The 24,354-nt window shown below is 48.7% G+C and carries 17 protein-coding genes and 2 pseudogenes; 13 read left to right on the top strand and 6 right to left on the bottom strand.

The features are described 5' to 3' along the window. Window positions 1-197 precede the first annotated feature (197 nt). From speE to ACRJJO_RS09315, 3 genes are all read left to right on the top strand, one after another. Complete coding sequence (gene speE, locus ACRJJO_RS09305) at window positions 198-1,046, top strand: polyamine aminopropyltransferase (protein WP_431065511.1); 849 nt, start codon at window positions 198-200, stop codon at window positions 1,044-1,046. Window positions 1,047-1,681: 635 nt separating this feature from the next. Further along, a complete protein-coding gene (locus tag ACRJJO_RS09310) occupies window positions 1,682-1,927 on the top strand; it encodes a type II toxin-antitoxin system CcdA family antitoxin (RefSeq protein ID WP_431065512.1) in 246 nt (81 codons plus the stop codon). Continuing rightward, entirely contained in the window at window positions 1,927-2,244 is a 318-nt protein-coding gene (locus ACRJJO_RS09315; RefSeq protein WP_431065513.1) for a CcdB family protein, read from the top strand. The genes ACRJJO_RS09310 and ACRJJO_RS09315 overlap by 1 nt, the downstream gene beginning before the upstream one ends. 311 nt (window positions 2,245-2,555) lie before the next feature. On the opposite strand, the gene htpG is transcribed toward ACRJJO_RS09315, so the two are convergent. Further along, on the bottom strand, window positions 2,556-4,475 hold the full coding sequence (gene htpG, locus ACRJJO_RS09320; RefSeq protein WP_431065514.1) for a molecular chaperone HtpG: 1,920 nt from the start codon (window positions 4,473-4,475) through the stop codon (window positions 2,556-2,558). Between the two features lie 95 nt (window positions 4,476-4,570). Between htpG and ACRJJO_RS09325 the strand changes: the two genes are divergently transcribed. Together ACRJJO_RS09325 and ACRJJO_RS09330 are read left to right on the top strand one after the other, a co-directional pair. Next, entirely contained in the window at window positions 4,571-6,217 is a 1,647-nt protein-coding gene (locus tag ACRJJO_RS09325) for a response regulator (RefSeq protein ID WP_431065515.1), read from the top strand. Continuing rightward, the gene (locus ACRJJO_RS09330; RefSeq protein ID WP_404359911.1) at window positions 6,217-6,888 is read left to right on the top strand and encodes a sensor histidine kinase; all 672 of its coding nucleotides are present in this window, start codon (window positions 6,217-6,219) and stop codon (window positions 6,886-6,888) included. Before ACRJJO_RS09325 ends, ACRJJO_RS09330 begins: the two co-directional genes overlap by 1 nt. On the opposite strand, the gene holA is transcribed toward ACRJJO_RS09330, so the two are convergent. From holA to leuS, 3 genes are read right to left on the bottom strand one after another with little or no spacing between them, the layout of a single operon-like run. Continuing rightward, window positions 6,869-7,894 carry a DNA polymerase III subunit delta gene (gene holA, locus ACRJJO_RS09335; RefSeq protein ID WP_431065516.1) on the bottom strand — a complete coding sequence of 342 codons (1,026 nt, stop codon included), beginning with the start codon at window positions 7,892-7,894 and terminating at the stop codon, window positions 6,869-6,871. The two genes, ACRJJO_RS09330 and holA, sit on opposite strands and share 20 nt — an antisense overlap. A 3-nt stretch (window positions 7,895-7,897) precedes the next feature. Then, a complete protein-coding gene (gene lptE / locus ACRJJO_RS09340; RefSeq protein ID WP_431065517.1) occupies window positions 7,898-8,389 on the bottom strand; it encodes an LPS assembly lipoprotein LptE in 492 nt (163 codons plus the stop codon). A gap of 13 nt (window positions 8,390-8,402) precedes the next feature. Next, entirely contained in the window at window positions 8,403-10,853 is a 2,451-nt protein-coding gene (gene leuS / locus ACRJJO_RS09345; RefSeq protein ID WP_431065518.1) for a leucine--tRNA ligase, read from the bottom strand. An 82-nt stretch (window positions 10,854-10,935) separates the two neighbouring features. Here leuS and ACRJJO_RS09350 point away from each other — a divergent pair, with 82 nt between their 5' ends. Further along, window positions 10,936-11,421 carry a zinc ribbon-containing protein gene (locus tag ACRJJO_RS09350; RefSeq protein WP_341326324.1) on the top strand — a complete coding sequence of 162 codons (486 nt, stop codon included), beginning with the start codon at window positions 10,936-10,938 and terminating at the stop codon, window positions 11,419-11,421. Between the two features lie 237 nt (window positions 11,422-11,658). After that, window positions 11,659-12,438 (top strand): ParA family protein, encoded by a 780-nt coding sequence (locus tag ACRJJO_RS09355; RefSeq protein ID WP_431065519.1) that lies wholly within the window; start codon window positions 11,659-11,661, stop codon window positions 12,436-12,438. Window positions 12,439-12,897: 459 nt separating this feature from the next. Here ACRJJO_RS09355 and ACRJJO_RS09360 read toward each other — a convergent pair whose 3' ends face one another. Both ACRJJO_RS09360 and lnt read right to left on the bottom strand, forming a co-directional pair. Further along, on the bottom strand, window positions 12,898-14,166 hold the full coding sequence (locus tag ACRJJO_RS09360; RefSeq protein ID WP_431065520.1) for an HD-GYP domain-containing protein: 1,269 nt from the start codon (window positions 14,164-14,166) through the stop codon (window positions 12,898-12,900). After that, entirely contained in the window at window positions 14,159-15,736 is a 1,578-nt protein-coding gene (gene lnt / locus ACRJJO_RS09365) for an apolipoprotein N-acyltransferase (protein WP_431065521.1), read from the bottom strand. The genes ACRJJO_RS09360 and lnt overlap by 8 nt, the downstream gene beginning before the upstream one ends. Window positions 15,737-16,157: 421 nt before the next feature. Between lnt and soxB the strand changes: the two genes are divergently transcribed. The 6 genes and pseudogenes from soxB (at window position 16,158) to ACRJJO_RS09395 (ending at window position 24,331) form a co-directional block, all read left to right on the top strand. Further along, the gene (gene soxB / locus ACRJJO_RS09370; protein WP_431065522.1) at window positions 16,158-17,843 is read left to right on the top strand and encodes a thiosulfohydrolase SoxB; all 1,686 of its coding nucleotides are present in this window, start codon (window positions 16,158-16,160) and stop codon (window positions 17,841-17,843) included. Between the two features lie 683 nt (window positions 17,844-18,526). Continuing rightward, window positions 18,527-18,817, top strand: a complete 291-nt coding sequence (locus tag ACRJJO_RS09375; RefSeq protein ID WP_431065523.1) for a co-chaperone GroES — start codon at window positions 18,527-18,529, stop codon at window positions 18,815-18,817. Window positions 18,818-18,855: 38 nt separating this feature from the next. After that, window positions 18,856-19,292: pseudogene (locus tag ACRJJO_RS09380) on the top strand (TCP-1/cpn60 chaperonin family protein); the annotation flags it as partial. Between the two features lie 300 nt (window positions 19,293-19,592). Then, window positions 19,593-20,100: pseudogene (locus tag ACRJJO_RS09385) on the top strand (TCP-1/cpn60 chaperonin family protein); the annotation flags it as partial. A 176-nt stretch (window positions 20,101-20,276) separates the two neighbouring features. Further along, the gene (locus ACRJJO_RS09390) at window positions 20,277-20,879 is read left to right on the top strand and encodes a Uma2 family endonuclease (RefSeq protein WP_431065524.1); all 603 of its coding nucleotides are present in this window, start codon (window positions 20,277-20,279) and stop codon (window positions 20,877-20,879) included. A 404-nt stretch (window positions 20,880-21,283) separates the two neighbouring features. Next, a complete protein-coding gene (locus ACRJJO_RS09395) occupies window positions 21,284-24,331 on the top strand; it encodes an SNF2-related protein (RefSeq protein WP_431065525.1) in 3,048 nt (1,015 codons plus the stop codon). The last annotated feature ends 23 nt before the right edge of the window (window positions 24,332-24,354 follow it).

Here is a 24,354-nt window from a genome sequence, read left to right on the forward strand (position 1 = left end):
ATTTAGGTGCTGGGTTCACGGCGTCCTGTCAAGCGAGTTACCGAACCCGCTACAAGACTCATAGCATAAGGAAATTATTTTTCACGAAATCCTAAATCGGCGTTATTCGAACGTCTATTTTTTCTAGCTACTGAGTCATGAGCAAATTTCTAATATAATGGTGCCATTTTAAACGTTTCCAACAGGATTACCCAATAATGAACCCAACTGAATGGTTTACCGAACAAGCTCCCGGCGCAGGATCGGCGTTTTCGTTAAAAATCAAACGCAAGTTGCACGAAGAACAATCCGATTTTCAATTTCTCGAAATCTATGAAACAGAGGATTTCGGAAATCTGATGGTGATCGACGGCTGCACGATGGTTTCGACCCGCGACAACTTCTTCTATCACGAAATGATGAGCCATCCTGTGTTGTTCACGCATCCCGATCCGAAACGGGTATGGATTATCGGCGGCGGCGACTGTGGAACTCTGAGGGAAGTTTTGAAGCATCCGGGGGTAGAAGAAGTCGTGCAGATCGACATCGACGAGCGCGTGACGCGGCTGGCCGAAATTTATTTCCCGGAATTATGCGAGTCGAACGACGATCCCCGAGCCGAGCTGAAGTTTATTGACGGCATCAAATGGGTCAAAGACGCCGCGCCCGGTTCGGTCGACATCATCATCGTCGATAGCACCGATCCGGTAGGACCGGCCGAAGGCTTATTCGGCGAAGCGTTTTACCGCGATTGTTTGAATTGCCTGTCCGAAAACGGCATGGTCATACAACAATCCGAGTCTGCTCTTTATCATTTAAATCTGATGCAAGCCATGCGCAATGCAATGAGCGCGGCCGGCTTCGATCATCTGCAAACGCTGTTTTTCCCGCAATGCATTTACCCGTCCGGTTGGTGGAGCGCGACAATCGCCGGCAAGAAGGCATTGGGAGGTTTCAAGCAGGAGGATTCGGCGAATAAACCGTTTGCGACCGAATATTACAACGTCGACATCCACCGCGCTGCATTGGCGCAGCCGGAATTCGTTAAACGGGCGTTCGGCGGTTGATGTATGCATGGCAAGGCGGGCAATACAGTTGTCCGCCTTCAATACTAACTAATGAATACGAACAAAAATCGCGGTGTCGGTTGCCTAACTTATTCCCTTTCGTTATGTGTCTTCAGGGCAAACGCATTAAAATAATCAACATATCAATATGTTATCCTGTTGCTTAGAACGCTTAGTCAATTCGGCTTAACTTATGGTACCCCTCCCTGGGCCCCGTTAGGCCGCGCCGAGCATTGGCGATTTTGCCGAGAATAGCCCGTTAGGGGAGCGGCAGGGATGCCGCTCGTTTTCGGAGGGCTAGGGATAGCCCTTCCGAAAACCCTCGGCAAAATCGTCAGCGCGCAGGATGCAGCGGCCTCCGGGTGTCTTTTCTTTTGGATACTTTTCTTTGGACAAGCAAAGAAAAGTATCGCGGTTGTCGGTCCGCGAACCGACTACACATAAGCGTCGCGATAGCGACACAAAGCCTTATTTAGGTTTCAAATAAACTAAATCTTTATAGTTAACCAGGAAAAAAGGAATATTTTAACTATTTGATTTTCTATAGTGTTTTAATGCGTTTGTCCTGTATGTGTCTTGCGTCTCATAACTAATGTGCATATTATATGCGCATTAGTTATCGAGGAGATATGCGCATGTCCCAGGTCTTTGACGCTCACGCCCCAAAAAAACCAACAAACGTCAGTATCAACAGTGATTTACTTGTTAAAGCGAAAGAACTAAAGATCAATTTGTCGGCAACCTTGGAAAAAGCTCTAACCGAATTAGTAAACGCTCGGCAACGAGAACTTTGGATGTGCGAAAACAAGATTGCCATCGAAGCGTACAATCAATTGGTAGAGGATCATGGAAACTTTAGCGACGATTTGAGGAGCTTTTAGTGGCTCAGTTCAGGGCTTACGAGAATTCAAACAAAGCAACCATGAAAGCCTACCCTTACCTTTTGGATATTCAATCCAACTTACTTGACGAGTTACGAACCACAGTCGTCATTCCGCTTTGCCCTACTAACCTTGCAAGTAAAGCGGCAATTACAAAGCTAAGTCCTACCTTAGAAATTGATGGCAAATTTTTTATTGCACTCACCCAGCAAATTGCTGGCATAGATCGAAAATATCTTGGTAAACAAATTTGTGACCTTTCACATTATCGCTCTGAAATTATTGCCGCATTGGACTTCATGATTTCCGGCATTTAACGGCATAAAAGCCCAGGCGGTAGCCGGCACTAAATACTTTGCTGGAACAATGCGCGCCGGATTTGATTTGATCGGTGGTTCAAAAAAGCTATGTATGCGGTAATAGTCAAAACCCCCCGCCACTGTTGGAAGCACCTATAAATCCAAAGTGAATCGTAGAGTACGCTGCGCGCGCCTAATGTCGGCACAAGGCAACACACGAGGGCAAGTTAAACTACGGCTGATACTGCCGTGGTATGCACAGCGCACCCTACAGCCTTCTTCATGTGAACATGGCCAAAAAAAGGCCGGTTTCCCGGCCTTTTTCTCATTTATTTCAACAATCCCTGCAGTAGTTCGTTCAATTTATGTACGAACGCCGATGGGTCGTCCAATTGTCCGCCTTCGCTCAGGATCGCCTGGTCGAACAAGATGTTTGTCAGGTCTGCAAAACGTTGGTCGTCTTGCTCCTCTTTCAGGCGAGTGACCAACGCGTGAGTCGGATTCAGCTCGAATATCGGTTTGCTGCCGGGCATTTTTTGGCCGGCTTCTTTCATGATCCGCTCCATGTTCAGGCTCATGCCGTAAACATCGCTGACCAGGCATGAAGGGGACTCGGTCAGACGGTGCGACAGACGCACTTCGCTGACTTTGTCTTTCAGCACTTCCTTGATTTGATTGACGACCGACTCGAAGTCTTTGTTGACTTCTTCCTGCTGTTTTTTCTCTTCTTCGTCTTCCAGTTTGCCTAAGTCCAGATCGCCTTTCGCGACCGATTGCATAGGCTTGTCGTCGAATTCGGTCAGGCTTGAGACCAGCCATTCGTCGATACGATCGGACAATAGCAGTACTTCGATGCCTTTTTTGCGGAAAATTTCCAAGTGCGGGCTGTTTTTCGCGGCCGCGAAGCTGTCTGCCGTGATGAAATAGATTTTTTCTTGGCCTTCTTTCATGCGGCCAACATAGTCTTCGAGTGAGACGTCCTGTTTTTCGCTGTCGGTTTGGGTTGAAGAAAAACGCAGTAATTTTGCGATGCGGTCTTTGTTACTAAAGTCTTCAATAATGCCTTCTTTAATGACATTACCGAAATTGGACCAGAAGGTTTCGTATTTTTCGGCTTCGTTTTTAGCCAGGCCTTCGATCAGTCCCAGCACTTTCTTGACGGCGCCGGATTTGATTGTGCTGATTTGTTTACTTTGCTGCAAGATTTCTCGCGAAACGTTCAACGGTAGCGAATTCGCGTCGATCACACCGCGGATGAAGCGTAGGTAACGCGGCATCAATTGTTCGGCGTCATCGGTGATGAAGACTTTTTTGATATAAAGTTTCACGCCGTGTTTGGCGTCGCGATCCCATAAATCGAAAGGTGCGCGGGATGGGATGTACAGCAGCAGGGTATATTCGTTCGTGCCTTCGACCTTGCTGTGGATATGTGCAAGCGGGTCTTGGAAGTCGTGTCCGACATGCTTGTAAAATTCGTTGTAATCCTGTTCGGAAATATCTTGGCGTGCTTTGGTCCATAAGGCCGATGCGCTGTTGACCGTTTCTTCCTCGATGCGTGCCGGCGCGGTTTCGTTGCCTTCATCGTCGGTTTCGGCCGGAATTTCCTTGTCCATTACGATCGGTAATGAGATATGATCGGAATATTTACGCACGATAGAGCGCAGACGCCAGTCGTCGAGAAACTCGTCCTCGCCTTCTTTCAGATGCAGAACGATTTCTGTGCCGCGTTGCGGTTTGTCGATCGATTCCAGCGTGTATTCGCCTTCGCCAGAGGATTCCCAAAGCACGCCCTCTTCATGAGAAGCACCGGCTTTACGAGTTTTCAACGTGACTTTGTCCGCGACGATGAACGACGAATAAAAGCCGACGCCGAATTGGCCGATTAGCTCGCTGTCTTTGGCTTGGTCGCCGGTCAATGATTCGAAGAATTGTTTGGTGCCGGATTTGGCTATCGTGCCGATATGTTCTTGAACTTCTTGACGATTCATGCCGATGCCGTTGTCGATCACGGTGAGCGTGCGTTTATCCTTGTCGAATTCGAGCCGAATTTTTAATTCGCTGTCGCCATCGTAGAGTCCATCGTTGGATAAGGATTCAAAACGCAGTTTGTCGGCGGCGTCGGAGGCGTTGGAGATGAGTTCGCGTAAAAAGATTTCCTTGTTGCTGTACAAGGAATGGATCATTAGGTGTAGCAAGTGTTTGACTTCGGTTTCAAAGCCTCGGGTTTCTTTTTTTGCTTCAACGGTCATGCTTGATTATCCTCTTATCGATTCAAAAGAAATTTGCATTTGATGTGGGGGCACTTGGATTTTTTTCAAGTCATGAGCTAGACACTTTAGAAACTATGGTTAAAATTGCTTTCATGAATCTGAATCTAAAGTCCAAAAAATTTCTGATCGTCGAAGATCTGGCTAATATGCGTAAAGCGATACGCGAATTGTTATATACGCTCGATGTGCAACATATCGTCGAAGCGGCCAATGGTCTAACTGCGATTGCCGCGATGAAAAGGGAGCGTTTCGATGTCGTTTTGTGCGATTACAATTTGGGCGAGGGGAAGAACGGACAGCAAGTATTGGAGGAAGCCAGGTTTCGTAAATTGTTACCTTACAATGCGATTTTTATTATGGTAACGGCGGAACAAAATCAAAGTATGGTCTTGGGGGCTATGGAGAGTAAGCCTGACGAGTATTTGACTAAGCCTTTTAACGGTCAACAATTACTGATGCGGCTGGAAAGAAATCAAACTAAAAAAGAGTTTTTCGCCAATATAGAACAGGCAATCGAGGCCGAAAATTATAGTCTGGCGATACAGTATTGCGATAGCAAGCTCCAAGAAGACAACCGGAAAATGCATTTGCATTTGCAGAAAATTCGTGCCGAATTGGCTGTTAATATCGGCGATTTTAAAAAAGCGGATAATATTTACCGCGAAGTGTTGGCCGCGCGAGAGCTTAATTGGGCACGTCTGGGATTGGGCGTTATCGCTTATTTGCAGAACGATTATGAATCGGCGATTGATGTTTTTCAGAAGCTAATCGACAGTCAGCCGATGATGTTGGAAGCTTATGATTGGTTGGCCAAGGCTCATGAAGCAAGCGGCGATTATCTAAATGCCCAAGCCGCGTTAGATAAGGCGACCAATATTTCTCCGCAGGCCATTTTGCGGCATAAGAAATTAGCGACTTTAGCCGATAAAACAGGGCATCTGGAAATCGCCGAAAAGGCTTATCGATCGGCCGTCAATTTAGGCAAAAACTCCGTTCACAAGTCTTCCGGAGATTTTTCCGGGTTGGCCAAAGTCTATTCAAAGACCAATAATAGCGCCGCTGCGCTGAATACTCTGAAAGACATGCGCAAACAGTATGTCAACGACCCTGAAGCCGAACTTCGAGCGGCGGCATTGGAGACCGAAGTCTACCAGCAAATCGGTGATGAAGAAATGTCGGAGCAGGCTTATCGGACTGCGCAGGAGTTGTGCGAAAAGTTGGGTGATAAAATTCCGAATGACTTGCGCATGGATGTCGTTAAAGCGCATTATTTAAAGGGAAACGATGAGTCGGCGAACGCGATACTGGATCAATTGATCAAGAATAATATCGATGACGAACATTTTATCGGCAACGTCAAGGCAATGTTGGGTAGTATCGGCAGCGAGCACCATGCGGATGCATTGATTGCACCGATTAAGCAGGCCTTGATCGAAATCAATAACAAAGGGGTCGATCTGTTTAAGCGAGGGAAGCTATTGGAAGCGATGCGGGTCTTTGAAGAAGCGGCCGAGATTATGCCCGAAAATAAAACGATTATGATCAATATGATCAAGATTTTGATTTATGATTTGAAAAAATCGGGATTTAATCAACACAAATTTGCAAAGGCTCAAGACTTGATCAAGAAAGCCGCCAAATATGGCGTTAATCCGGACAAAATCGGGAATATGTTGATGCAATTGGAAAAAATGTCTGCCGTGAACGAATCCAAGGTCTAATGTCTACATCCCCCATCAATAATTTTCCGACGATTTTGGCCGCGTCGATTCATGATATCAAAAATTCGTTGTCGACCGCCCGCGAATTGATTGCACAATTAGCTAAGCTTGATGGTGTTGCAGAAACTCCTGAGTTTCGGCAGCTGGAGTTTGAAGCAACTCGCATGAATAGCAGTCTGATGCAATTGTTGATATTGTACAAAATCGATTCGTCGCTGTTTAGTCCGGTAATCGACGAGTATCAGGTCAAAGATATACTCGATGATGTGGTTGCTCAACAGAAGGGGGTGCTGGCTTTGGGTGGTATAGGCCTGATCGTTGAATGTGCTGACGACCTGTATTGTTATTGCGATAGTGGATTAATTAACACCTTGCTGAATTCGATCATTAATAACGCCCAGCGCTATTGCCGCAAAACGATTGTGTTGTCGGCTTATCAATCCGGCGATTCGGTTTGTTTTCAGGTCGAGGACGACGGCGAGGGTTATCCAGCGGAATTGATAGCGGATTTGTCGCATCCGGTTGCGAATGGGCCGGGTAATACCGGCCTTGGGTTGTTTTTCGCGGCAACGATTGCCGAGTTGCATGGCAATGGAACGAAAAACGGTATCGTGCGAATCGATAACGACAGTCGTTTTGAGGGAGCTCGGTTTAGATTGTTTCTGCCATGACTTCGGCGCCTCCGATCAGTAGGCAGATTTGAGTTAGTGTATCCCAAGCGTTGCCCTTGGAAGCCCCTTTGATTCGCCGGTCAGCTTCCGTACTCATCAGCAGGGCTTTATTCAATTGCGCTAGTTTAAGGCGTTGTTCGGCTCCAAGGATCAAGCCCTTTCGGTTTTCCCATACGTGGGCGTTTTTGAGCGCCTGATCTTTGGAAAAGCCTTGATTTCGGGCGGTTTTGACCGATATTAGTAAACGGATGTCCCGGGTCAATGCCCACAACACAAGGGGTTCCGCAGTGCCTTCCGACTTCAAGCCTTGCAGCATTTTCAGAATGCGGCCGATTTTTCCGGCCAGCATTACATCGCAAAGATTAAAGACATCGTAACGCGAGCTATCCGCGACGGCCGATTCGATATCGTGTCGGCTCAGTTGTTTGGGGCCGTACAGCACAAAAAGCTTTTCGATTTCCTGTGCGGCAGCCAGCAAATTGCCTTCGACCCGGCCGGCCAATACGCGCACCCCCTCTCGGTCGCCGGATAATCCTTTAGTCGCCATCCGTTTTTGCAACCAGTTGATGAGGTCTTGCCCTGATGGAGGCCATATTTGGATGATGACGCCAGCCTTATCCAAGGCTTGAGCCCATTTGGATTTTAATGAAGCGCTGTCGAGTTTGCCGGATGTGATGAGCAGTAATGTGTCTTCGGGCAGGTGTGAGCAATATTCGGTCAATGCTTTTGAGCCTTCCGCGCCGGGCTTGCCGGAGGGTAGGCGTAAATCGATGATTTTTTTATCGGCAAAAATACTGAATGAATCGGCAGATTCGCCGAGCGAAGCCCATTCAAAATGAGCGTCGACGGTCAATACTTCGCGATTTTCGAATCCGGCTTTTTTGGCGGCGCGCCGTACGGCGTCGGCGGCCTCACCCAGTTGCAACGGTTCGTCGCTTGCAATCAAATAGATCGGTGCCAAATTTTTATTCAGCGCCGCTTCGAGTTGTTCCGCTTTTAAACGCAAGACTTAATATTTGTGAAGTTGGGTTCGTGTACGGTCGAGAATTGACCGTACAGCTTGTTTGTACATTTCGTTAATAATTACTTGTTCCTCGTTGGCTTGAGCAATGACCGCTTCCTGGTCGTTGTAATATTCCCGGATAATTTCGACCGATTGATTGCGAGCAAGAACGGCTCCTTGATTATCCAAAAGTTCGTATTCCAATTTGTAATTTAATTCGAACTCGTTTGCTTTGCCGATGGAGCTTAATGACAATACTCGCCTATCCAGTCTTTCATTCAACGTATTGATCACCAATTCGGCTTGGCTGGCCGACTCGACGATGCGCACGGGAGACGATCTCAATGTACGGGTAAAGTGGTCGCGCAGATTGCCTGAAACTCCCTGCAGATAAACCTTGTTGATATTGTCGGGGAGGTCGACCGTTCCTTGTAGTCGGTATCCGCAGGCGCTTAACGCCAATGTCAGTAAAATTAGCAGGGCTATTTTTAATCTCATACGCGACCTCGGTTCATACAACTATATTGACTAATTTATTCGGTACGACAATGACTTTTTTGACAGGTTTGTCTTCGATAAAGCGTATGACATTATCATCGCCGAGTGCAATGGCTTCAATTTGCTCCTTCGAAGCGCTGGCAGCCACTGAAATTTTACCGCGTAGCTTGCCGTTGACCTGCACGACGATTTCGAGCGTGTCGAGTTGCATGGCGTTAGGGTCTGTTTTGGGCCATTCGGTATCCAGAAGACTGCCGCTTTGTTCTAAATGTTCCCAAAGCCGCTGACAGATATGCGGAACGATAGGAGACAGCATCAGTACGATCGCGCTGAGCGCTTCTTGACGTATAGCCTTGGCGTTGTTCGAGTCGGTGGTAAATTTGGCAATGGCGTTTAAAAGTTCCATGTTCGCGGCGATCGCGGTATTAAAGGTATGTCGCCTGCCCAGGTCGTCGGTGACTTTTTCGATGGTTTGGTGCAGTTGCCGGCGAAGGTTTTTTTCATCGTCGGTCAATGCATTGCGGTCAAGTCCAGGCGTCGGTAGATCGTTTTGAACATGCTGATGGACCTGTTTCCAAAGACGGCGTAGAAAACGGAACGCGCCTTCGACGCCGCTGTCGGACCATTCGAGCGATTGTTCGGGCGGCGATGCAAACATGATGAACAAGCGTACCGTGTCGGCGCCGTATTGATCGATCAAGGCCTGCGGGTCAACCGTGTTGCCTTTCGATTTCGACATCTTGCTGCCGTCTTTCAGCACCATGCCTTGCGTCAGCAAGTTCTTGAACGGCTCGTCGGGTACCGGCATGCCCTCGTCGCGCATCAATTTAGTAAAAAAACGGGCGTACAGGAGATGTAGGATTGCGTGTTCGATGCCGCCGATGTATTGATCGACCGGCAGCCAGTATTTCGCGGCTTCGTCGACCATCGAGTCCGCCTTGGGGCTTGCGAAACGCGCGAAATACCATGACGATTCCATGAAGGTATCGAAGGTGTCGGTTTCGCGCTGGGCCGGTTTGCCGCATTTCGGGCAGTCGACATGCGAAAAGGTCGGATGCGCGACCAATGGCGATTGCGAACCGTCAAGCACGACATCGCGCGGTAATGTTACCGGCAGTTGATCTTCCGGAACCGGGACCGTGCCGCAGTCGTCGCAATAGATAATCGGAACCGGCGCGCCCCAATAGCGCTGTCTCGAAACGCCCCAGTCGCGTAGTCTGAAATTGGTCTTGCGCGTGCCGCGGTCTTCTTTTTCAAGTTTTTCGGCGATCGCGATGAAAGCTTGCTCGGAAGTCAAGCCGTCGAATTCACCCGAATTGCGCAGTATCCCTTTGTCGGTAAAGGCTTGTTCGGCGCAGCTGTCGTCGGAATCGTCGAGCGAATGAATGACCTGCTTGATAGCAATGCCGTATTTGTGCGCGAATTCAAAATCGCGCTGGTCGTGCGCCGGCACCGCCATGACCGCGCCAGTGCCGTAACCCATCAACACAAAATTAGCGATCCAAACCGATACTTGTTCGCCGCTGATCGGATGCACGGCCTTGATGCCGGAATCGATGCCTTTTTTCTCCATGGTTTCCATCGCCGCTTCGGAGGTTTCCATGACTTTGCATTCCTCGACAAAGCGCGCGATTTCGGCATTGTTTTCGGCGGCTTTAAGAGCCAAGGGATGTTCGGCGGCAACGGCCAAGTAAGTTACGCCCATCAAGGTGTCGGGGCGTGTCGTGTAGATTCTGAGTGCTTCGATTTCGCCGGGAACCGAAAAATCCATTTCGACGCCTTCGGAGCGACCGATCCAGTTAGCCTGCATCGTTCTGACCTGTTCCGGCCAGCCGTCCAGAGTTTCTAGGGCTTGCAGCAATTCATCGGCATAAGCGGTGATTTTCAGGAACCACTGCGAAATTTCTTTGCGTTCGACCGGCGTGTCGCAGCGCCAGCAGCAGCCGTCGATAACCTGTTCGTTAGCGAGCACTGTCAGGTCGTGCGGACACCAATTGACCGGTGCGGTTTTTTTGTAAACCAAGCCTTTCTCAAACAGTTTCAAGAAAAACCATTGCTCCCAGCGGTAATAATCGGGATCGCAAGTCGCCAGTTCTCGGTTCCAGTCGTAACCGAAACCGAGACGTTTCAACTGGTCGCGCATGTATTCGATGTTTTCGTAGGTCCAGTCGGCCGGGTGAACGCCGTGCTGCATCGCGGCATTTTCGGCCGGCAAACCGAAAGCATCCCAGCCCATCGGTTGTAGGACGTTCTTGCCTTGCATGCGCTGAAATCGACTGATCACATCGCCTATCGTATAATTCCGAACATGGCCCATATGCAGTTTGCCGCTGGGGTAGGGGAACATCGATAGGCAGTAATATTTTTCGCGATTCGAATCTTCATGGGCCGCAAAGGCGTTGGTGTCTTCCCAGGATTGTTGAATCGCTTGCTCGATTTCTAACGGCTTGTAACTTTCTTCCATCCTTCTCATCTTTTCCGGTCAAATATATTAGAATACAGTACACTTGTTTAAATCTAAAGCCTCATTTTAAGGAGTTCATCGTATGAGTGACAATAAATTAATTAAAGCCTATAACAATTTGATGGAACACCTTTATGAGGTGATGGATGATGGTATACATTCTTTGGCTCATGCGCTCGAACAAGCCAAGGAAAAGACCAGCGAACTTGGCGGTTTGACGCAGGAAGAAATTAATAAAGTATCCGATTACGTCAAGCGCGATGTCGTGCATGCGGCGCATTCGCGTAATGAAAGTGAGGATGATGACGATTTGTCCGAATGGCTGAAATTCGATATCGATTTACTCGAAAATTTCGCGCTGGAGGAATTTATGAGTTTGGCCGATAAAACTAGCGTCGAATTAGCCAAATTCAGGGCGATTGCCGAAGTCAATACCTATCATAGTGGTGAAATTGCCAGTCCCGGCACGTTTGTTTGCGATCAATGCAATAAGGAAATTTCGTTTAAAACGATCAGCGAGATTCCAAAATGTCCGGCCTGCGGAGCCGATACTTTTGTTCGGTGTTGATATCAGAAATTCTCAGTTTGAGAAGTTTCTCCGTGTTCAGGGTGCGGGGTATTCCTGTCGAGGAACGCCGTAAACCCATCCATGGGGGGCTTGGCGGCGGCTCCCTGACGCCGCGACATCCTCGCCAAGCACACTCCGCACCCTTTTTTATTCTCAAATTGGGAATTGCTGGTGTTGATATTATCCTGCCAAACCTTATAATGCCGACTTTAACTATCTGATTTTATGGAGCATAGAATGCGCAGGGTCATTTTCAACCAGAAAGGCGGAGTCGGCAAGTCTACTATTTCTTGCAATTTGGCGGCAATCAGTGCGGTCGAAGGCAAAAAAACGTTAGTCGTGGATTTGGATATGCAAGGCAATGCGACTCAGTATCTACTGGGCGGAAAAGTCGCTAATTCGGATCAAACCATTGCTAAGTTTTTCAAGGATTGTTTAGGTCTCGGTTTGTTCGGCAGTAATAATCCGGGGCTTGAGGACGTGATTCATGAAACGCCTTTTCCGAATCTTTTTGTGATTCCTTCTCATCCTGAACTTGAGCCTTTACAAGCCAGGCTGGAATCCCGATACAAGATTTTCAAATTGAAAGAAGCCCTGGAAAAGCTGGAAGGATTCGATGCGGTTTATATGGATACTCCGCCGATCTTGAATTTTTATAGTCAATCAGCATTGATTGCCGCGCATAAATGTCTGATACCGTTCGATTGCGATGCATTTTCCCGCGAGGCCTTATATACGCTGATGCATGCTTTGACCGAAGTCAAGGCTGATCATAACCAAGAATTGGAAATCGAAGGCATCGTCGTCAATCAATACCAAAAACAAGCCAATTTGCCAAGGCAATTGGTCGAGGATCTGATTACCGAGGGTCATCCTGTGCTTGACGCTAAAATTTCGCCGTCGGTAAAAATTAGGGAATCGCACAGCGAATCGAAACCGCTGGTCTATTATGCGCCGTATCATAAACTTACCGATGAGTTTCGGGCGCTGCACATCGAAATTACCGGCAAAGTTTGATCTCAGTATTTCGCGATAAATAGTTACCGCGCTATCGTATTGGAAAGCCATTATCCTAAATGCTGCAGTTTAACCATGAATTGCATGGAGTCTTTCAGCAGCTTGTCCTAAAATATTGAATCACCTTTTAGAAGGGCAAAAATGGTTTGAATAGGTAGATAAGTTATTGAATTACAGTATTGTTCTTCATGGTGAAATGCTTTTTCTAGGTTTAAAAAAGTCTATAAAAACGGTAGGGATTCGTGTGTGCCGCCGAAGGATGGGTAGCAGCGAAGCGGAAACCCATCGCTTTGTTTGAGCGCAGGTACACGGTTGTGATAACGCAGCCATTCGCCAACCCCACGATTTATTGCAATGATTCTCTTGACGTTCCATGATGGGTTTCGCTCCGCTCTACCCATCCTACATTAGCTGCCTATCATACTTTCGTCGCCTTCTATCGGAGAGGCGTAATCAAGATTAAGCGGCGATTGCCGCATTCAGTATTCCCTTTTGGTAATATTGGATCACATCTACATTATAGGTGTCAGGGCGTTCAATCTTACGAATGCTATAAGCATAACCGCTAGCATCCAAATCCAACTTCGAGAGATCGATCAAGCGTTCTTGGCGCGGTTGTTTATGTTCATCCAATAACAAGATGATTTTCGGGCGGATCTTGGCTTTCGGGTTTACCTCGACGACAATCCCGACTTCTCCGGTGTTCAATTCGACAACACTTCCAGGCGGGTAAATACCCAGGCATTCGATGAATTTAATCGTCAGCAAGGAGTCGAGATGCGAACCGGAATTTTTGGTTAATATACTGATGGCTTCGAGATGCGTGCGGCCGTTTTGATAAATTCTATCGCTGGTGATCGCGTCGTACATATCGGCAATGGCGACGATGCGTGCATAAGGTGTTATTTGTTCTGCTTTTAATTGGCGCGGATAGCCGGTGCCGTCCAGCTTTTCATGATGGGTATGAGCAACGTCGATGGCGCCGCCATACATGCCTGGCGAGGCCATCAATAATTTCCAGCCCAGCGTCGTATGACCTTGCATGATTTTCAGTTCCTCGGAAGTAAATTTTCCGGGCTTATTTAAAATTTCCAGTGGTATTTTCATTTTGCCCATGTCATGCATCATTCCGCACAAACCGACATGGTGCAATTCGGCTATCGGTAGATTGATATGTCTGCCTAACGCGATTGAGTAAATGCAAACATTCATGCTGTGCTGAGCGGTATATTCGTCGCGTTTTTTCAATTGCGTCATCCACATTAACGCATCGGGAGCATTGATAATGCTTTCGACGCATTCGGCGACGGCTTTTTTAGCGAGCTCGACATTGATGGTCTTGCCAAGGCGAACTTCCTCCATGAAGCTTTTGACTAAATTGCTCGTTTTATGATGAACATATTCGGCATTCTTGATTTCTTTGGCGAATGTCGAGCGTTTTTCGGGCGGCGTGTGTTTTTCCAAAAAATCCTTGGAGTAAGCGGTGCTCTTGGCATAGATTTGCGGGGTTTTCGATTGTTTCGTGACATCGATATAGACATAGTCGCATTGTTGCTGGACGGCTTTGACGTCGTTTTCGTTTTTCAGCTCGAAGCCTTGAAACAAAAAATTCGTTTCCAGCCAGGGGCGGTCGAGTTTCGAGACATACATGCCGACGCGCAAGTCCTTGACGTCTATCTTAAATAGGTCGATTGACGAGGCGAATTCGTTACTGCTCCAGTCAGTCATCATAGCTTCCTCTTTCGTATTGATCCCGCTGACGATTATGAGTGCGGCGGTTGTATTTTATTTGAGTCGACATGCTTGCTATTAATAGAACAATGAGTACCGAGATCGCTGGAGTGTCTCCGGTTTTGGCATAAGGCGTCAGACCTCCCATCGGCTCTATTATGCCGCTGATTGCCGCCGTTTCGAAAGGTATTGCTTGTTTAACGATACCGCCCATAGGTGAAACAATGGCTGTTACACCGGTATTAGTGGCCCTCAATAGATAACGGCCCGTTTCGAGTGTGCGCATTCTGGCGATTTGCAGATGTTGAAAAGGCTCTATCGATTGTCCGAACCAGGCGTCGTTGGTAACGTTTACTAAAAAAGCGGCATCCGGCAATTTCGTTCGCGCTTCGCTGCTAATGGCGTCTTCATAGCAGATCGAGGCCGCAAACGGATATCCTGCCGCGATTGGCAACGTTTGATCGTCTCCACCCGGTGTGAAGTGTCCAAGACGCATGTTTAAAAAATCGAGAATTTTTCCGGACAAAGGTTGTAAGGGCAAATATTCGCCGAAAGGCAGTAAGTGGTTTTTATGATAAATACTTCGCTGTTTACCGAGTACTAATACCGAGTTGTATTTAACGTGAGGTTGATCGCCTTTCATAGGGAGGCTGACGATGATGTCGCTGTCGCGTTCGATGGCTTCGCGCTCCAGCGGTTCGATAAAACTTTCTTCGACTTCGGAATAATAAGCCGGAATCGATGTTTCCGGCCAAACGATAATGTCGGAATACCAATGTTTTTCCGTTAATTCGCGGTATTTCCGTAACGTTGCATCGCGGTTTTCCGGTGCCCATTTTTGTTCCTGCGGAATATTGCCTTGCAATAAGCTGACGCGAATGCTCTCTCCGATTGAATGGGTCCATGAGATGTTTTTGCATAGGGCGCCGCTCGCGAAAAGCATGGCAATCAGAATTAGATTCGTCACGATGTGCCGTTTACCGTGACGGCATTGCAGCGCGAGGCCGGCGCTTAGAGCCATTACAAAACCGGTGCCGTATACACCAATGATAGGGATATAGCCCGAAAAGGGGGTATCGAGTTGCGAGTAGGCGATTTGCAGCCACGGAAAGCCGTTAAGAAACCAATTGCCTCGGATATATTCCACTAAAATCCAGATGCAGGGCGGAATCAAGCCGTAGATCGTTTGGCGTGAACGACGAACGATCGCGCTCGTCAAGTATCCGGTTATCGCCGGAAAGAGGGACCAGACCGACACAAATAACAGCGTGATCAATACGGAACTCAACAAATCGGCCCCGCCATAGACTCGAACGCTGACGAATACCCATGAAACGCCAAAGCCGAATAAACCCAAGCCAAACAAGAATCCCCTCAAGGCGGCGCGGGCGGGAGTCAAAACCTCCCAAGACGCAAATATAACCGCCAAGGCTACGAAGGCCAAATAGGCATAATCGAAAGGTGCGAAAGCCAGCGCCATAGCAATACCGGCGACCGGCGCGAGTAGATCGCCGTAAAATCCTTTGAAAAAAGCGCTTAAATTTTGATTGAAAACGGTTCCCGGCATGTTCATTCTTTACAATAAAGCTCATTAAGGTCTGGCCATCGCCCCGGCAAATGAAAGTGCGATGCGTGGCGGAGGGTGCGGTCACTCGCTCGACAGGACGCCGTGAACCCAGCACCTAAATTATTCAAGATAGTTAACCATAGCCAATGGACTATGGAATTTAGGTGCTGGGTCAATACGTCCATGTAGGCTCGACGGCGGCTATCAGATTGCCAGGGATGGCATGAATGCAGTTTGCATGGAGCAAAAATCTGCCCTGCCGTCGACGCCTGCCGATCGAGCAACCGCGCCCTCTTCGAAACCGGCATTGTGTTGCATATCGAAAAATTAGATAAAGAGTCCAAATACACGAACTTTCACAGTAACTATTGAATATAAATCGCATTTGTCGTATTTCTATCCATCGGAGAAAATCCAAACGATGAATTTAAGTCGTCGTGAATTTTTACAAGCGCTATCGATAGCGCTGTTATCCTCGAATTGTTCGACACAAAGGCGTTTCGGCGATTTCGACATCGAAGACCTATATTCGGCTCAGCCTTACGGCAATGTCAGATTGCTGCATTTTACCGATTGCCACGCGCAATTGCTTCCTGTTTATTATCGGGAGCCTTCGAATGATTTTGCCGCCGGCGAAATGCATGGGCGCGCGGTTCCTTTAAGCGGGCAGGCATTACTCGATTATTACCGGTTAAAATTCGGTAGCCCTGAAGCCCATGCCTTCACGCATTTACGCTTTACCGAATGGGCCGAAATTTACGGAAAAATGGGCGGTTTCGCGCACTTGGCGACATTGATCGAGCGGCTTCGGGGAGAATGCGGTCCGGGCAACACCTTATTGCTCGATGGCGGCGACAGTTGGCAAGGTTCGGCGACGGCATTGTGGACACAAGGGCGGGATATGGTTGCGGCCTGCAATTTCTTAGGCGTCGACGTGATGACCGGACACTGGGAATTTACTTACGGCAGTAAGCGCGTATTGGATAATCTCAAACAGTTTAACGGGGAGTTTGCCGCGCAAAATATCAAGTTGACCGATGCGGCCCAATTCGACAGCGATGATGATAATTCGTGTGTGTTCGAACCCTATGTCATTAAAACCTTGCAACACGCTCGAGTTGCCGTCATCGGACAGGCGTTTCCATACACGCCGATAGCCAATCCCAGACGCTTCATTCCGGATTGGCAATTCGGCATTCAAGAATACAATTTGCAAGGTGTTATCGACCGGATCAAAACCGATAAAACCGCCGATGTCATCGTACTGCTGTCTCATAACGGCCTCGATGTCGATTTGAAATTGGCGTCGAGAGTCAGTGGGCTGGATATTATTTTAGGCGGTCATACGCACGATGCCTTGCCGCAACCGGTGTTAATCGACAATTCAGGCGGCAAGACTTGGGTGAGCAATGCAGGCAGCCATGGCAAGTTTTTGGCGGTGTTGGATTTGGATGTTGGCAAAGGACGACTGAAAGGCTTGAATTATCGTTTATTGCCGGTATTCTCGAATCTGCTGCCGCCCGATCCTAAGATGCAACAATTGATTGAAATCGTTAGAAATCCTTATATCGATCAATTGACTCGTCCGTTGGCGACGGCTGACCGGCTATTATATCGGCGCGACCGTTTTCACGGTACCTTCGATCAATTGATTCTCGACGCCTTGCTGGAAGTTAGTGGTGCCGATATCGCCATGTCGCCGGGATTCCGTTGGGGTAATACGCTACTGCCGGGGCAAACAATTACGCTGGAAGACGTGATGAATCATACGGCGATCACTTATCCAGAAACTTACATGCGCTTCCTATTAGGACGAGAAATCAAAGCGATTCTCGAAGATGTTGCGGACAATTTATTCAACCGCGACCCGTATTATCGTCAAGGCGGCGACATGGTTCGCGTCGGCGGCCTCCGTTTTAATTGCGATCCGAACGAGGAAATCGGCCGTCGTATTTCCGGCCTTAGAATGCCGAACGGAAAGCCGCTTGATTCTGATAAAACTTATAAAGTCGCCGGTTGGGCTGGTGTCGGCGAACCGTCTTCGGGAAAACCGGTTTGGGAGGTTGTTGTCGAGTATTTGGAGGATAAGGTGAAAGGTGAAAGGTAAAAGGGGAGGATTTTCTAGCTTCCCGATACCCGCTAAGGGATTTGAGTTACGGGGCGATTGCAATCGATGCGAGCCTGGAAAGCCGTATAGTGCCTCTGCTTCGCTTTTGCTTAGTACCTCGAGCTAGCCGTGGCATTCGTTATTCTTTGAGGTGTTCTAGTCTTCAATGGGCCTAGGCGGAAGGCTTAGGCATGGGCTTTTATGCACATTGCTCTATCTTGGCTTTAATTTGGCTGGTAAGGCGGATTTTAAATACTAATACGTCTTCAATTACGCATGTAAGTCATTGATATCATAATTTGACCGCATTTTGTATAAAAATTAGCCGATTTAACAAAGTTGTAATAAACATGCGGTTTTATCGCGTCAGTCTTCAAGATATGCACAAAGTTATCCACAGGTTTTGTGATTAAAGGTCGCCTTCTATAAATTTTCAAGAAATAGAGCTTAAAAATTTTAAAAAGCGGCCTTGAAATTCAAAAAACTACCCTTAAATTTGCGTCGAAGCTAGTACAGCACCATTTTTATCATGACAACTTTAGAACAGGAAATTTATCTGATGAGTCAGAAGCTTTTCTGTCCTTTAGTTCGACATAACAAAATGGTCGCTGCACAAGTCAATAGCGATATGAAACTTTATTCAACATTCATTTCATTTATTTATTCATGAGGTACACATTCTTATGAGTATTCGTCCTTTACATGACCGTGTCGTCGTTAAGCGTTTAGAAAGCGAGAAAACTACTCCGGGAGGCATTGTCATTCCCGATAATGCGAAGGAAAAACCGATCACTGCCGAAGTCATTGCCGTCGGCGGCGGTAAGTTGCTTGCTAATGGCGATAAACACGCATTGATGGTCAAGGTCGGTGACAAGGTTTTGGTCGGCAAATATTCCGGCACCGATGTCAAAATCGACGGCGCCGAGCTCGTCGTGCTGCGCGAAGACGATATTTTGGGTGTTTTAGAATCTTGATTTAACTGATTTGAAGAATAGTTTGAGGAAAACCGAAGATGGCAGCTAAAGAAGTTCTTTTTTCAGATGATGCGCGCCATTTTATGTTAACCGGCGTCAATATTTTGGCCGATGCGGTCAAGCAAACGCTCGGGCCGAAAGGCCGCAACGTCGTGCTTGCAAAGAGTTTCGGCGCGCCGACCGTGACCAAAGACGGCGTATCGGTCGCGAAAGAAATCGAATTGCAAGGCAAATTTGAAAACATGGGCGCGCAAATGGTCAGGAGGTCGCCTCGAAGACTTCTGACATCGCCGGCGACGGTACAACGACCGCAACCGTTTTGGCTCAAGCGATCTTGCGCTAGGGCTTGAAATCGGTCGCGGCCGGCGCCAATCCAATGGATATCAAACGCGGCATCGATAATGCGGTTAGCGCCGCGGTCGAAGAATTAAAAAAAATCTCCAAACCTTGCGCGGACAGTAAGTCTCAAGCGCGCCAAGATTTTTCGCGAAAGCTGAAATGGGGTCCGTCCGATTTCAGCAGCGAAAAATGACTTGGCGATTATTGCCTTCGGCGGCCCCGATTCGCCCTGCGTCCGTGCCACTACGCCACATCATCGTCAACTCGATGCGGCTCCGTAGCACTCCCACAAATGGCTTGACGCCGTGTCGCGATGCCTTGTATTTTGCCTCCGCCTGCGCTAGTCGCGCAGACTCCGGCAAAACACCCGGCGCTACGGCTATCGGGGACTAAAAATCTTCACTTCGCTGGCGCTCCGTTTCCAAGATTTTCAGCGAAGGAAAAACTACAAGAGCGTATCGCTAAATTGTCCGGTGGTGTTGCGGTGATCAAAGTGGGCGCGGTGACCGAGATCGAAATGAAGGAGAAGAAAGCGCGTGTCGAAGAAAGTATCGTGCCGGGCGGCGGCGTCGCATTGGTTCGTGCGCAAGCAGCCTTGCAAGATCTGAAAACCGACAATGCCGACCGTAACGTCGGTATAAAAATACTGCGCCGCGCAATCGAAGAGCCGTTGGGTCAAATCGCAACCAATGCCGGCGTCGAGGCTTCGGTAATCCTGGCTAAGGTTCAAGAAGGCAGCGGCAGTTTATGGTTTCAACGCGGCTACCGGCGAATACGGTGACATGCTCGAAATGGGGATTCTCGATCCGACCAAGGTGACACGGTCGGCCTTGTAAAACGCTGCCTCGATTGCAGGGCTCATGCTGACGACCGAAGCGATGGTCGCCGAATTACCGAAAGAAGACAAAACGATAATGCCGGCCGGCAGCATGGACGATTATTGATCCGGCTATTATATCTTTCGCACTTCAAATTTCGGCAGTATCTAAGGAGGCGCCGGGTGTTCGGTCCCGCGCCTAACGCTAGGTGAGGGACCGAACACCCCCCGATGCCGAATTTTGATCTACGATGGGTATAATGGCAGTGATTGATAGGACTGTATAAAAATTAGGAGCGCCTAATGGCTAAAATCAACCGATTATCACAGTTAGATCTTAATCAACACTACAGTTATGCCGATTATATGACTTGGCAGCTTGACGACATGATCGAGCTAATCAAAGGCAAAATCATGCTGATGTCGCCCGCGCCGAATGTTATACACCAAAGCATCTCGGTTAATTTTACGCGGTTATTGGCTAATCATTTTCGTCATAAACCTTGCAAGGTGTTTGCCGCGCCTTTCGATGTCCGGCTGTATGACAGAAAAAAATCGGTATTAACTAGCCAAGACATTCACACGGTAGTGCAACCTGATTTATGTGTGATTTGCAATCCCGAGCTATTAGATTCGCAGGGCTGTAACGGCGCGCCTGACTGGATTATCGAGATATTATCGAAAGGTAATGCCAAACGAGAAATGAAATTAAAATACGAAATCTATCAAGAAAGCGGCGTAACAGAATATTGGCTTGTTTATCCGGAAGAGCAAGCTATTTATCAATTTGTCCTAAACGATGAAAGACAATACCGCCTTAAGCACATGTATGCCAATGACGATATTGCCGTCCCGCATCTGTTCCCTGATCTACAACTTGATGTGAATGAAATATTTGAACTGTAAGCCGAAAATAATGCGTAGGATGGGTTCGGCTCTATTCTCCATTATATCTTTCAACGCGTTCATTCCCTGGTGCATTCATTAAATTTAGTTATGCCGAAAATACCCGAAGCGACAGGGCGTTAAATTACGTTAGAATAACCGTAATTATTCAGTATAAGTCATGTATGAGAAGGCGTCAGGCATTGATTTATAAGGCTGACTGCAACAGGACGTTGTAGTCAGAGCTTACAGGGATGTATTCACCCAGCACCTAAATACCATAATCCATTTGCTATGATAAACAATTTTGGATTATTTAGGTGCTGGGTTCACGCGTCCTTAGAAATCAATGCCTGACACCAACCTACCGCATGCGCTGAATAGTTACGAATAACCTAACTTCCGATTTCTTAACGGCAAACGCTATGGACAACGATTTTTTTCTTTTCGATACCGAACGACTGCATGCCGTCGCGGCCGATGACCGTGTAAAGCAAGGCTTGGCTTATTTTTCCGAGAACCGTGTGTTCGATCTCGATCTTCATGACGGCATCTTGTCGGCACAGGTCGAAGATGAGGATGCCGATTTGCCGTATTATTTGGAATTGTCCGAAGGCGGGGATATGCAACTTCATGTCGATTGCCGCTGCGGCGATCATCAGCTGGTTTGCAAGCATGCTGTCGCGGTCTTGTACGCTTACGCCGATCAGTTCGGAGGCGATGAAGAGATTCTGCTCTGTAGCGCGGTCGAGGAAGCGATCGCCGAACGCGTCAAAAAAGGCCGCAACGAAGTCCGTGTTAAATTGATCAGCGGCAATCTCGGTTTCGGCATTTGGCAGGCGTCGTCGATCCAATCGGCAACGCATTGGCAACAAACCTATCAGGTGCAGATTCGCTCGCTCGATCAGCGTATGAATTATTGCACCTGTCCCGATTTGGCAAGTAACCGCCTCGGCACTTGTAAACATATCGAAGCGGTCTTGCATTATGCGAGCAAACAGCCCGACTATAAGAAACTGAAACAGGCCGGTTGCCCAGTGTCTTTCGTCTACCTATCTTGGGAGTCGGCCACGCATCCGGTGCTGCGCTTACATCGCAGCCCGCATATCGAAACGGATCTCGCCGAATTACTCGCTAATTATTTCAATGCCGACGGAAGTTTCAACGGGCGAGTGCCGGAGGATTTTTTCAGATTGTCGGAACAAGTCTTCGGGCGCGAGGATTTGCAATTGGGCGACGATGCTGTGCGCTATGCCCGGCAATGTGCCGAGGATGCCGTGCAAGCCGAACGGGAGCGACAGATTGCTCAGGAAATTTTGCGCGCGAACGGCGTACTTCCCGGCATCAAGGCGCGCTTGTTTCCGTATCAAAGCGAAGGCGTGGCATTTTTAGCCTCGCGCGGCCGGGCGCTGCTTGCCGACGACATGGGGCTGGGCAAGACCTTACAGGCTATAACTGCAGCATCCTGGATGGCCGATAATCTCGGCATTCGGCGCGTCCTGATCGTATGCCCGGCGTCGTTGAAATCGCAATGGGCACGCGAAATCGAAAAATTCACGTCGCATGGCGCGCGCATCGTGCAAGGTCCCGCCGAAAACCGTTCGGTGCATTACCGCGCCGATGCCTTGTTTTTCATTGTCAATTACGAATTGATCTTGCGCGATCTTAGCGTCATCACCGAAACGCTGAAGCCTGATCTGGTGATTCTCGACGAAGCGCAACGCATCAAAAACTGGCGCACTAAAATCGCTTCTTCGGTGAAATTGATTCCGTCGCGTTATGTGTTCGTGCTAAGCGGCACGCCGCTGGAAAACCGCCTGGAAGACCTTTACAGCCTGTTGCAAGTGATCGACGCGCGCGTGCTCGGTCCGCTGTGGCGCTGTTTGCTCGATTTCCATGTCACCGACGAGCGCGGCAAGGTGATCGGTTATCGCAATTTGTCCGAATTGCGGCGTCGTATCGCGCCGATTATGTTGCGGCGCAATCGCAGCTTGGTCAGCGATCAATTGCCGGATCGGACCGAAGTGCGCCTGGATATCCCGATGACGCCCCAGCAAGTCGAACTGCACGGATCGGCGCTGTCCGCGGCAGGTTATATCGCTCAAATCGCAAAACGCCGGCCGTTGACGCCGAGCGAACAAAACCGCTTCATGGCGGCGTTGCAACAAGCACGCATGGCCTGCAATGCCGCCGGCCTTGTCGATAAGGAAACAGAAGGTTCGCCGAAACTCGACGAAATGGTGGGCATCCTCGAAGAGATCTGCCTCGAAAGCAGCCGCAAGGCGGTTATCTTCTCGCAATGGGCCATCATGACCGAAATGGTCGAAGCCAAGGTCCGCGCGATGGGACTTGGCTGCGTGCGATTGCATGGCGGCGTACCGAGCGAAAAGCGCGGCGAATTGATGGAGCGCTTCGAAAAAGACGATTCGGTGCAAGTGTTCATTTCGACCGATGCCGGGGGAACAGGCTTGAATCTGCAATCGGCGACCGTGTTGATTAATTTGGACATGCCTTGGAACCCGGCCATACTGGATCAACGCATCGCGCGGATTCATCGTCTAGGTCAGAAACAGAATGTGCTGATTTTTCTGTTGTTGGCTGAGGATTCCTACGAGCAGCAAGTCGCGAAGCTGGTGCAAAACAAACGCGACCTGTTCGACAATGTCATCGATCCCGAGGCTTCCGAGGATGTTGTCGGCGTGTCGAAAAAAATGCTACAGACATTGATAGATGAGCTGGCCGCAACAGAGCCCTCGGCAGACACGGAAAATAAGCCGCCGTTGCTGGAGCTGGAGGAAAGTCTCGAAACGGAATCCGCCGATCAGCCCGAAAAACTGCTTAAACACACGGAGCCTGCCGCCAGCGAGGACGAATCCGATAGCGCGATTCGGCAATTGATCGTGAATATACAGAACTGTTTCGGCACCCGTATCGAACGCATACTTGGCGCAGGCGGCGGGTTGCTGGTCGTTTTGAATGCGGTCGACGATGCCGACGAAGATAACGCGCGCAACCTGTCCGAGCCCGATGTTCCGGTGGCGCTGATCGACCGGCGAACCTTGGCCGGTTTACAGCGTCTTGGAGCCGCTTCGCCGGTCGCGCAAACCGAAGTACTGTTCGAGCCGGACGAGAGCGAAGCCGCACAGGTCAATCCATTGCATCAGACAGCCGAAGACAAATTGAAGTCGGCTGAATTACTTTGGGCTCAGCACGCGAATGCCGGCGTGATGGACTTGTTGACTGCGGCTTTGTTGGCCAAGGCTTCGGCAATCGGCGGCAAAAGCCAAACGCCGCCGGCCGATCAGGCGACCGTTTGGTTGTACGGCGAATTATTACCTCAACAGCGCGTTACGCAAGAACAAGCTGCCGTATTTGCCCGAGTGTTTTCGTTGAGCCAAGCGCCGTCAGTTCCGGATGCATTGATCGAACAATGCCTGACCGATGTACGCTGGCTGTTGTCGGTGTTGGCTTGATAGAGAACATCGGAGGGTGAGTA

Source organism: Methylotuvimicrobium sp. (assembly GCF_050611805.1).
In the GTDB taxonomy this organism is placed as follows: domain Bacteria; phylum Pseudomonadota; class Gammaproteobacteria; order Methylococcales; family Methylomonadaceae; genus Methylotuvimicrobium.

Bases quoted from the DNA above. Each gene is read 5' to 3' on its own strand.
- speE (WP_431065511.1), top strand. From the start codon at position 198: ATGAACCCAACTGAATGGTTTACCGAACAAGCTCCCGGCGCAGGATCG.
- ACRJJO_RS09310 (WP_431065512.1), top strand. From the start codon at position 1,682: ATGTCCCAGGTCTTTGACGCTCACGCCCCAAAAAAACCAACAAACGTC.
- htpG (WP_431065514.1), bottom strand. From the start codon at position 4,475: ATGACCGTTGAAGCAAAAAAAGAAACCCGAGGCTTTGAAACCGAAGTC.
- ACRJJO_RS09325 (WP_431065515.1), top strand. From the start codon at position 4,571: ATGGTTAAAATTGCTTTCATGAATCTGAATCTAAAGTCCAAAAAATTT.
- ACRJJO_RS09330 (WP_404359911.1), top strand. From the start codon at position 6,217: ATGTCTACATCCCCCATCAATAATTTTCCGACGATTTTGGCCGCGTCG.
- lptE (WP_431065517.1), bottom strand. From the start codon at position 8,389: ATGAGATTAAAAATAGCCCTGCTAATTTTACTGACATTGGCGTTAAGC.
- leuS (WP_431065518.1), bottom strand. From the start codon at position 10,853: ATGGAAGAAAGTTACAAGCCGTTAGAAATCGAGCAAGCGATTCAACAA.
- ACRJJO_RS09350 (WP_341326324.1), top strand. From the start codon at position 10,936: ATGAGTGACAATAAATTAATTAAAGCCTATAACAATTTGATGGAACAC.
- ACRJJO_RS09355 (WP_431065519.1), top strand. From the start codon at position 11,659: ATGCGCAGGGTCATTTTCAACCAGAAAGGCGGAGTCGGCAAGTCTACT.
- ACRJJO_RS09360 (WP_431065520.1), bottom strand. From the start codon at position 14,166: ATGACTGACTGGAGCAGTAACGAATTCGCCTCGTCAATCGACCTATTT.
- lnt (WP_431065521.1), bottom strand. From the start codon at position 15,736: ATGCCGGGAACCGTTTTCAATCAAAATTTAAGCGCTTTTTTCAAAGGA.
- soxB (WP_431065522.1), top strand. From the start codon at position 16,158: ATGAATTTAAGTCGTCGTGAATTTTTACAAGCGCTATCGATAGCGCTG.
- ACRJJO_RS09375 (WP_431065523.1), top strand. From the start codon at position 18,527: ATGAGTATTCGTCCTTTACATGACCGTGTCGTCGTTAAGCGTTTAGAA.
- ACRJJO_RS09390 (WP_431065524.1), top strand. From the start codon at position 20,277: ATGGCTAAAATCAACCGATTATCACAGTTAGATCTTAATCAACACTAC.
- ACRJJO_RS09395 (WP_431065525.1), top strand. From the start codon at position 21,284: ATGGACAACGATTTTTTTCTTTTCGATACCGAACGACTGCATGCCGTC.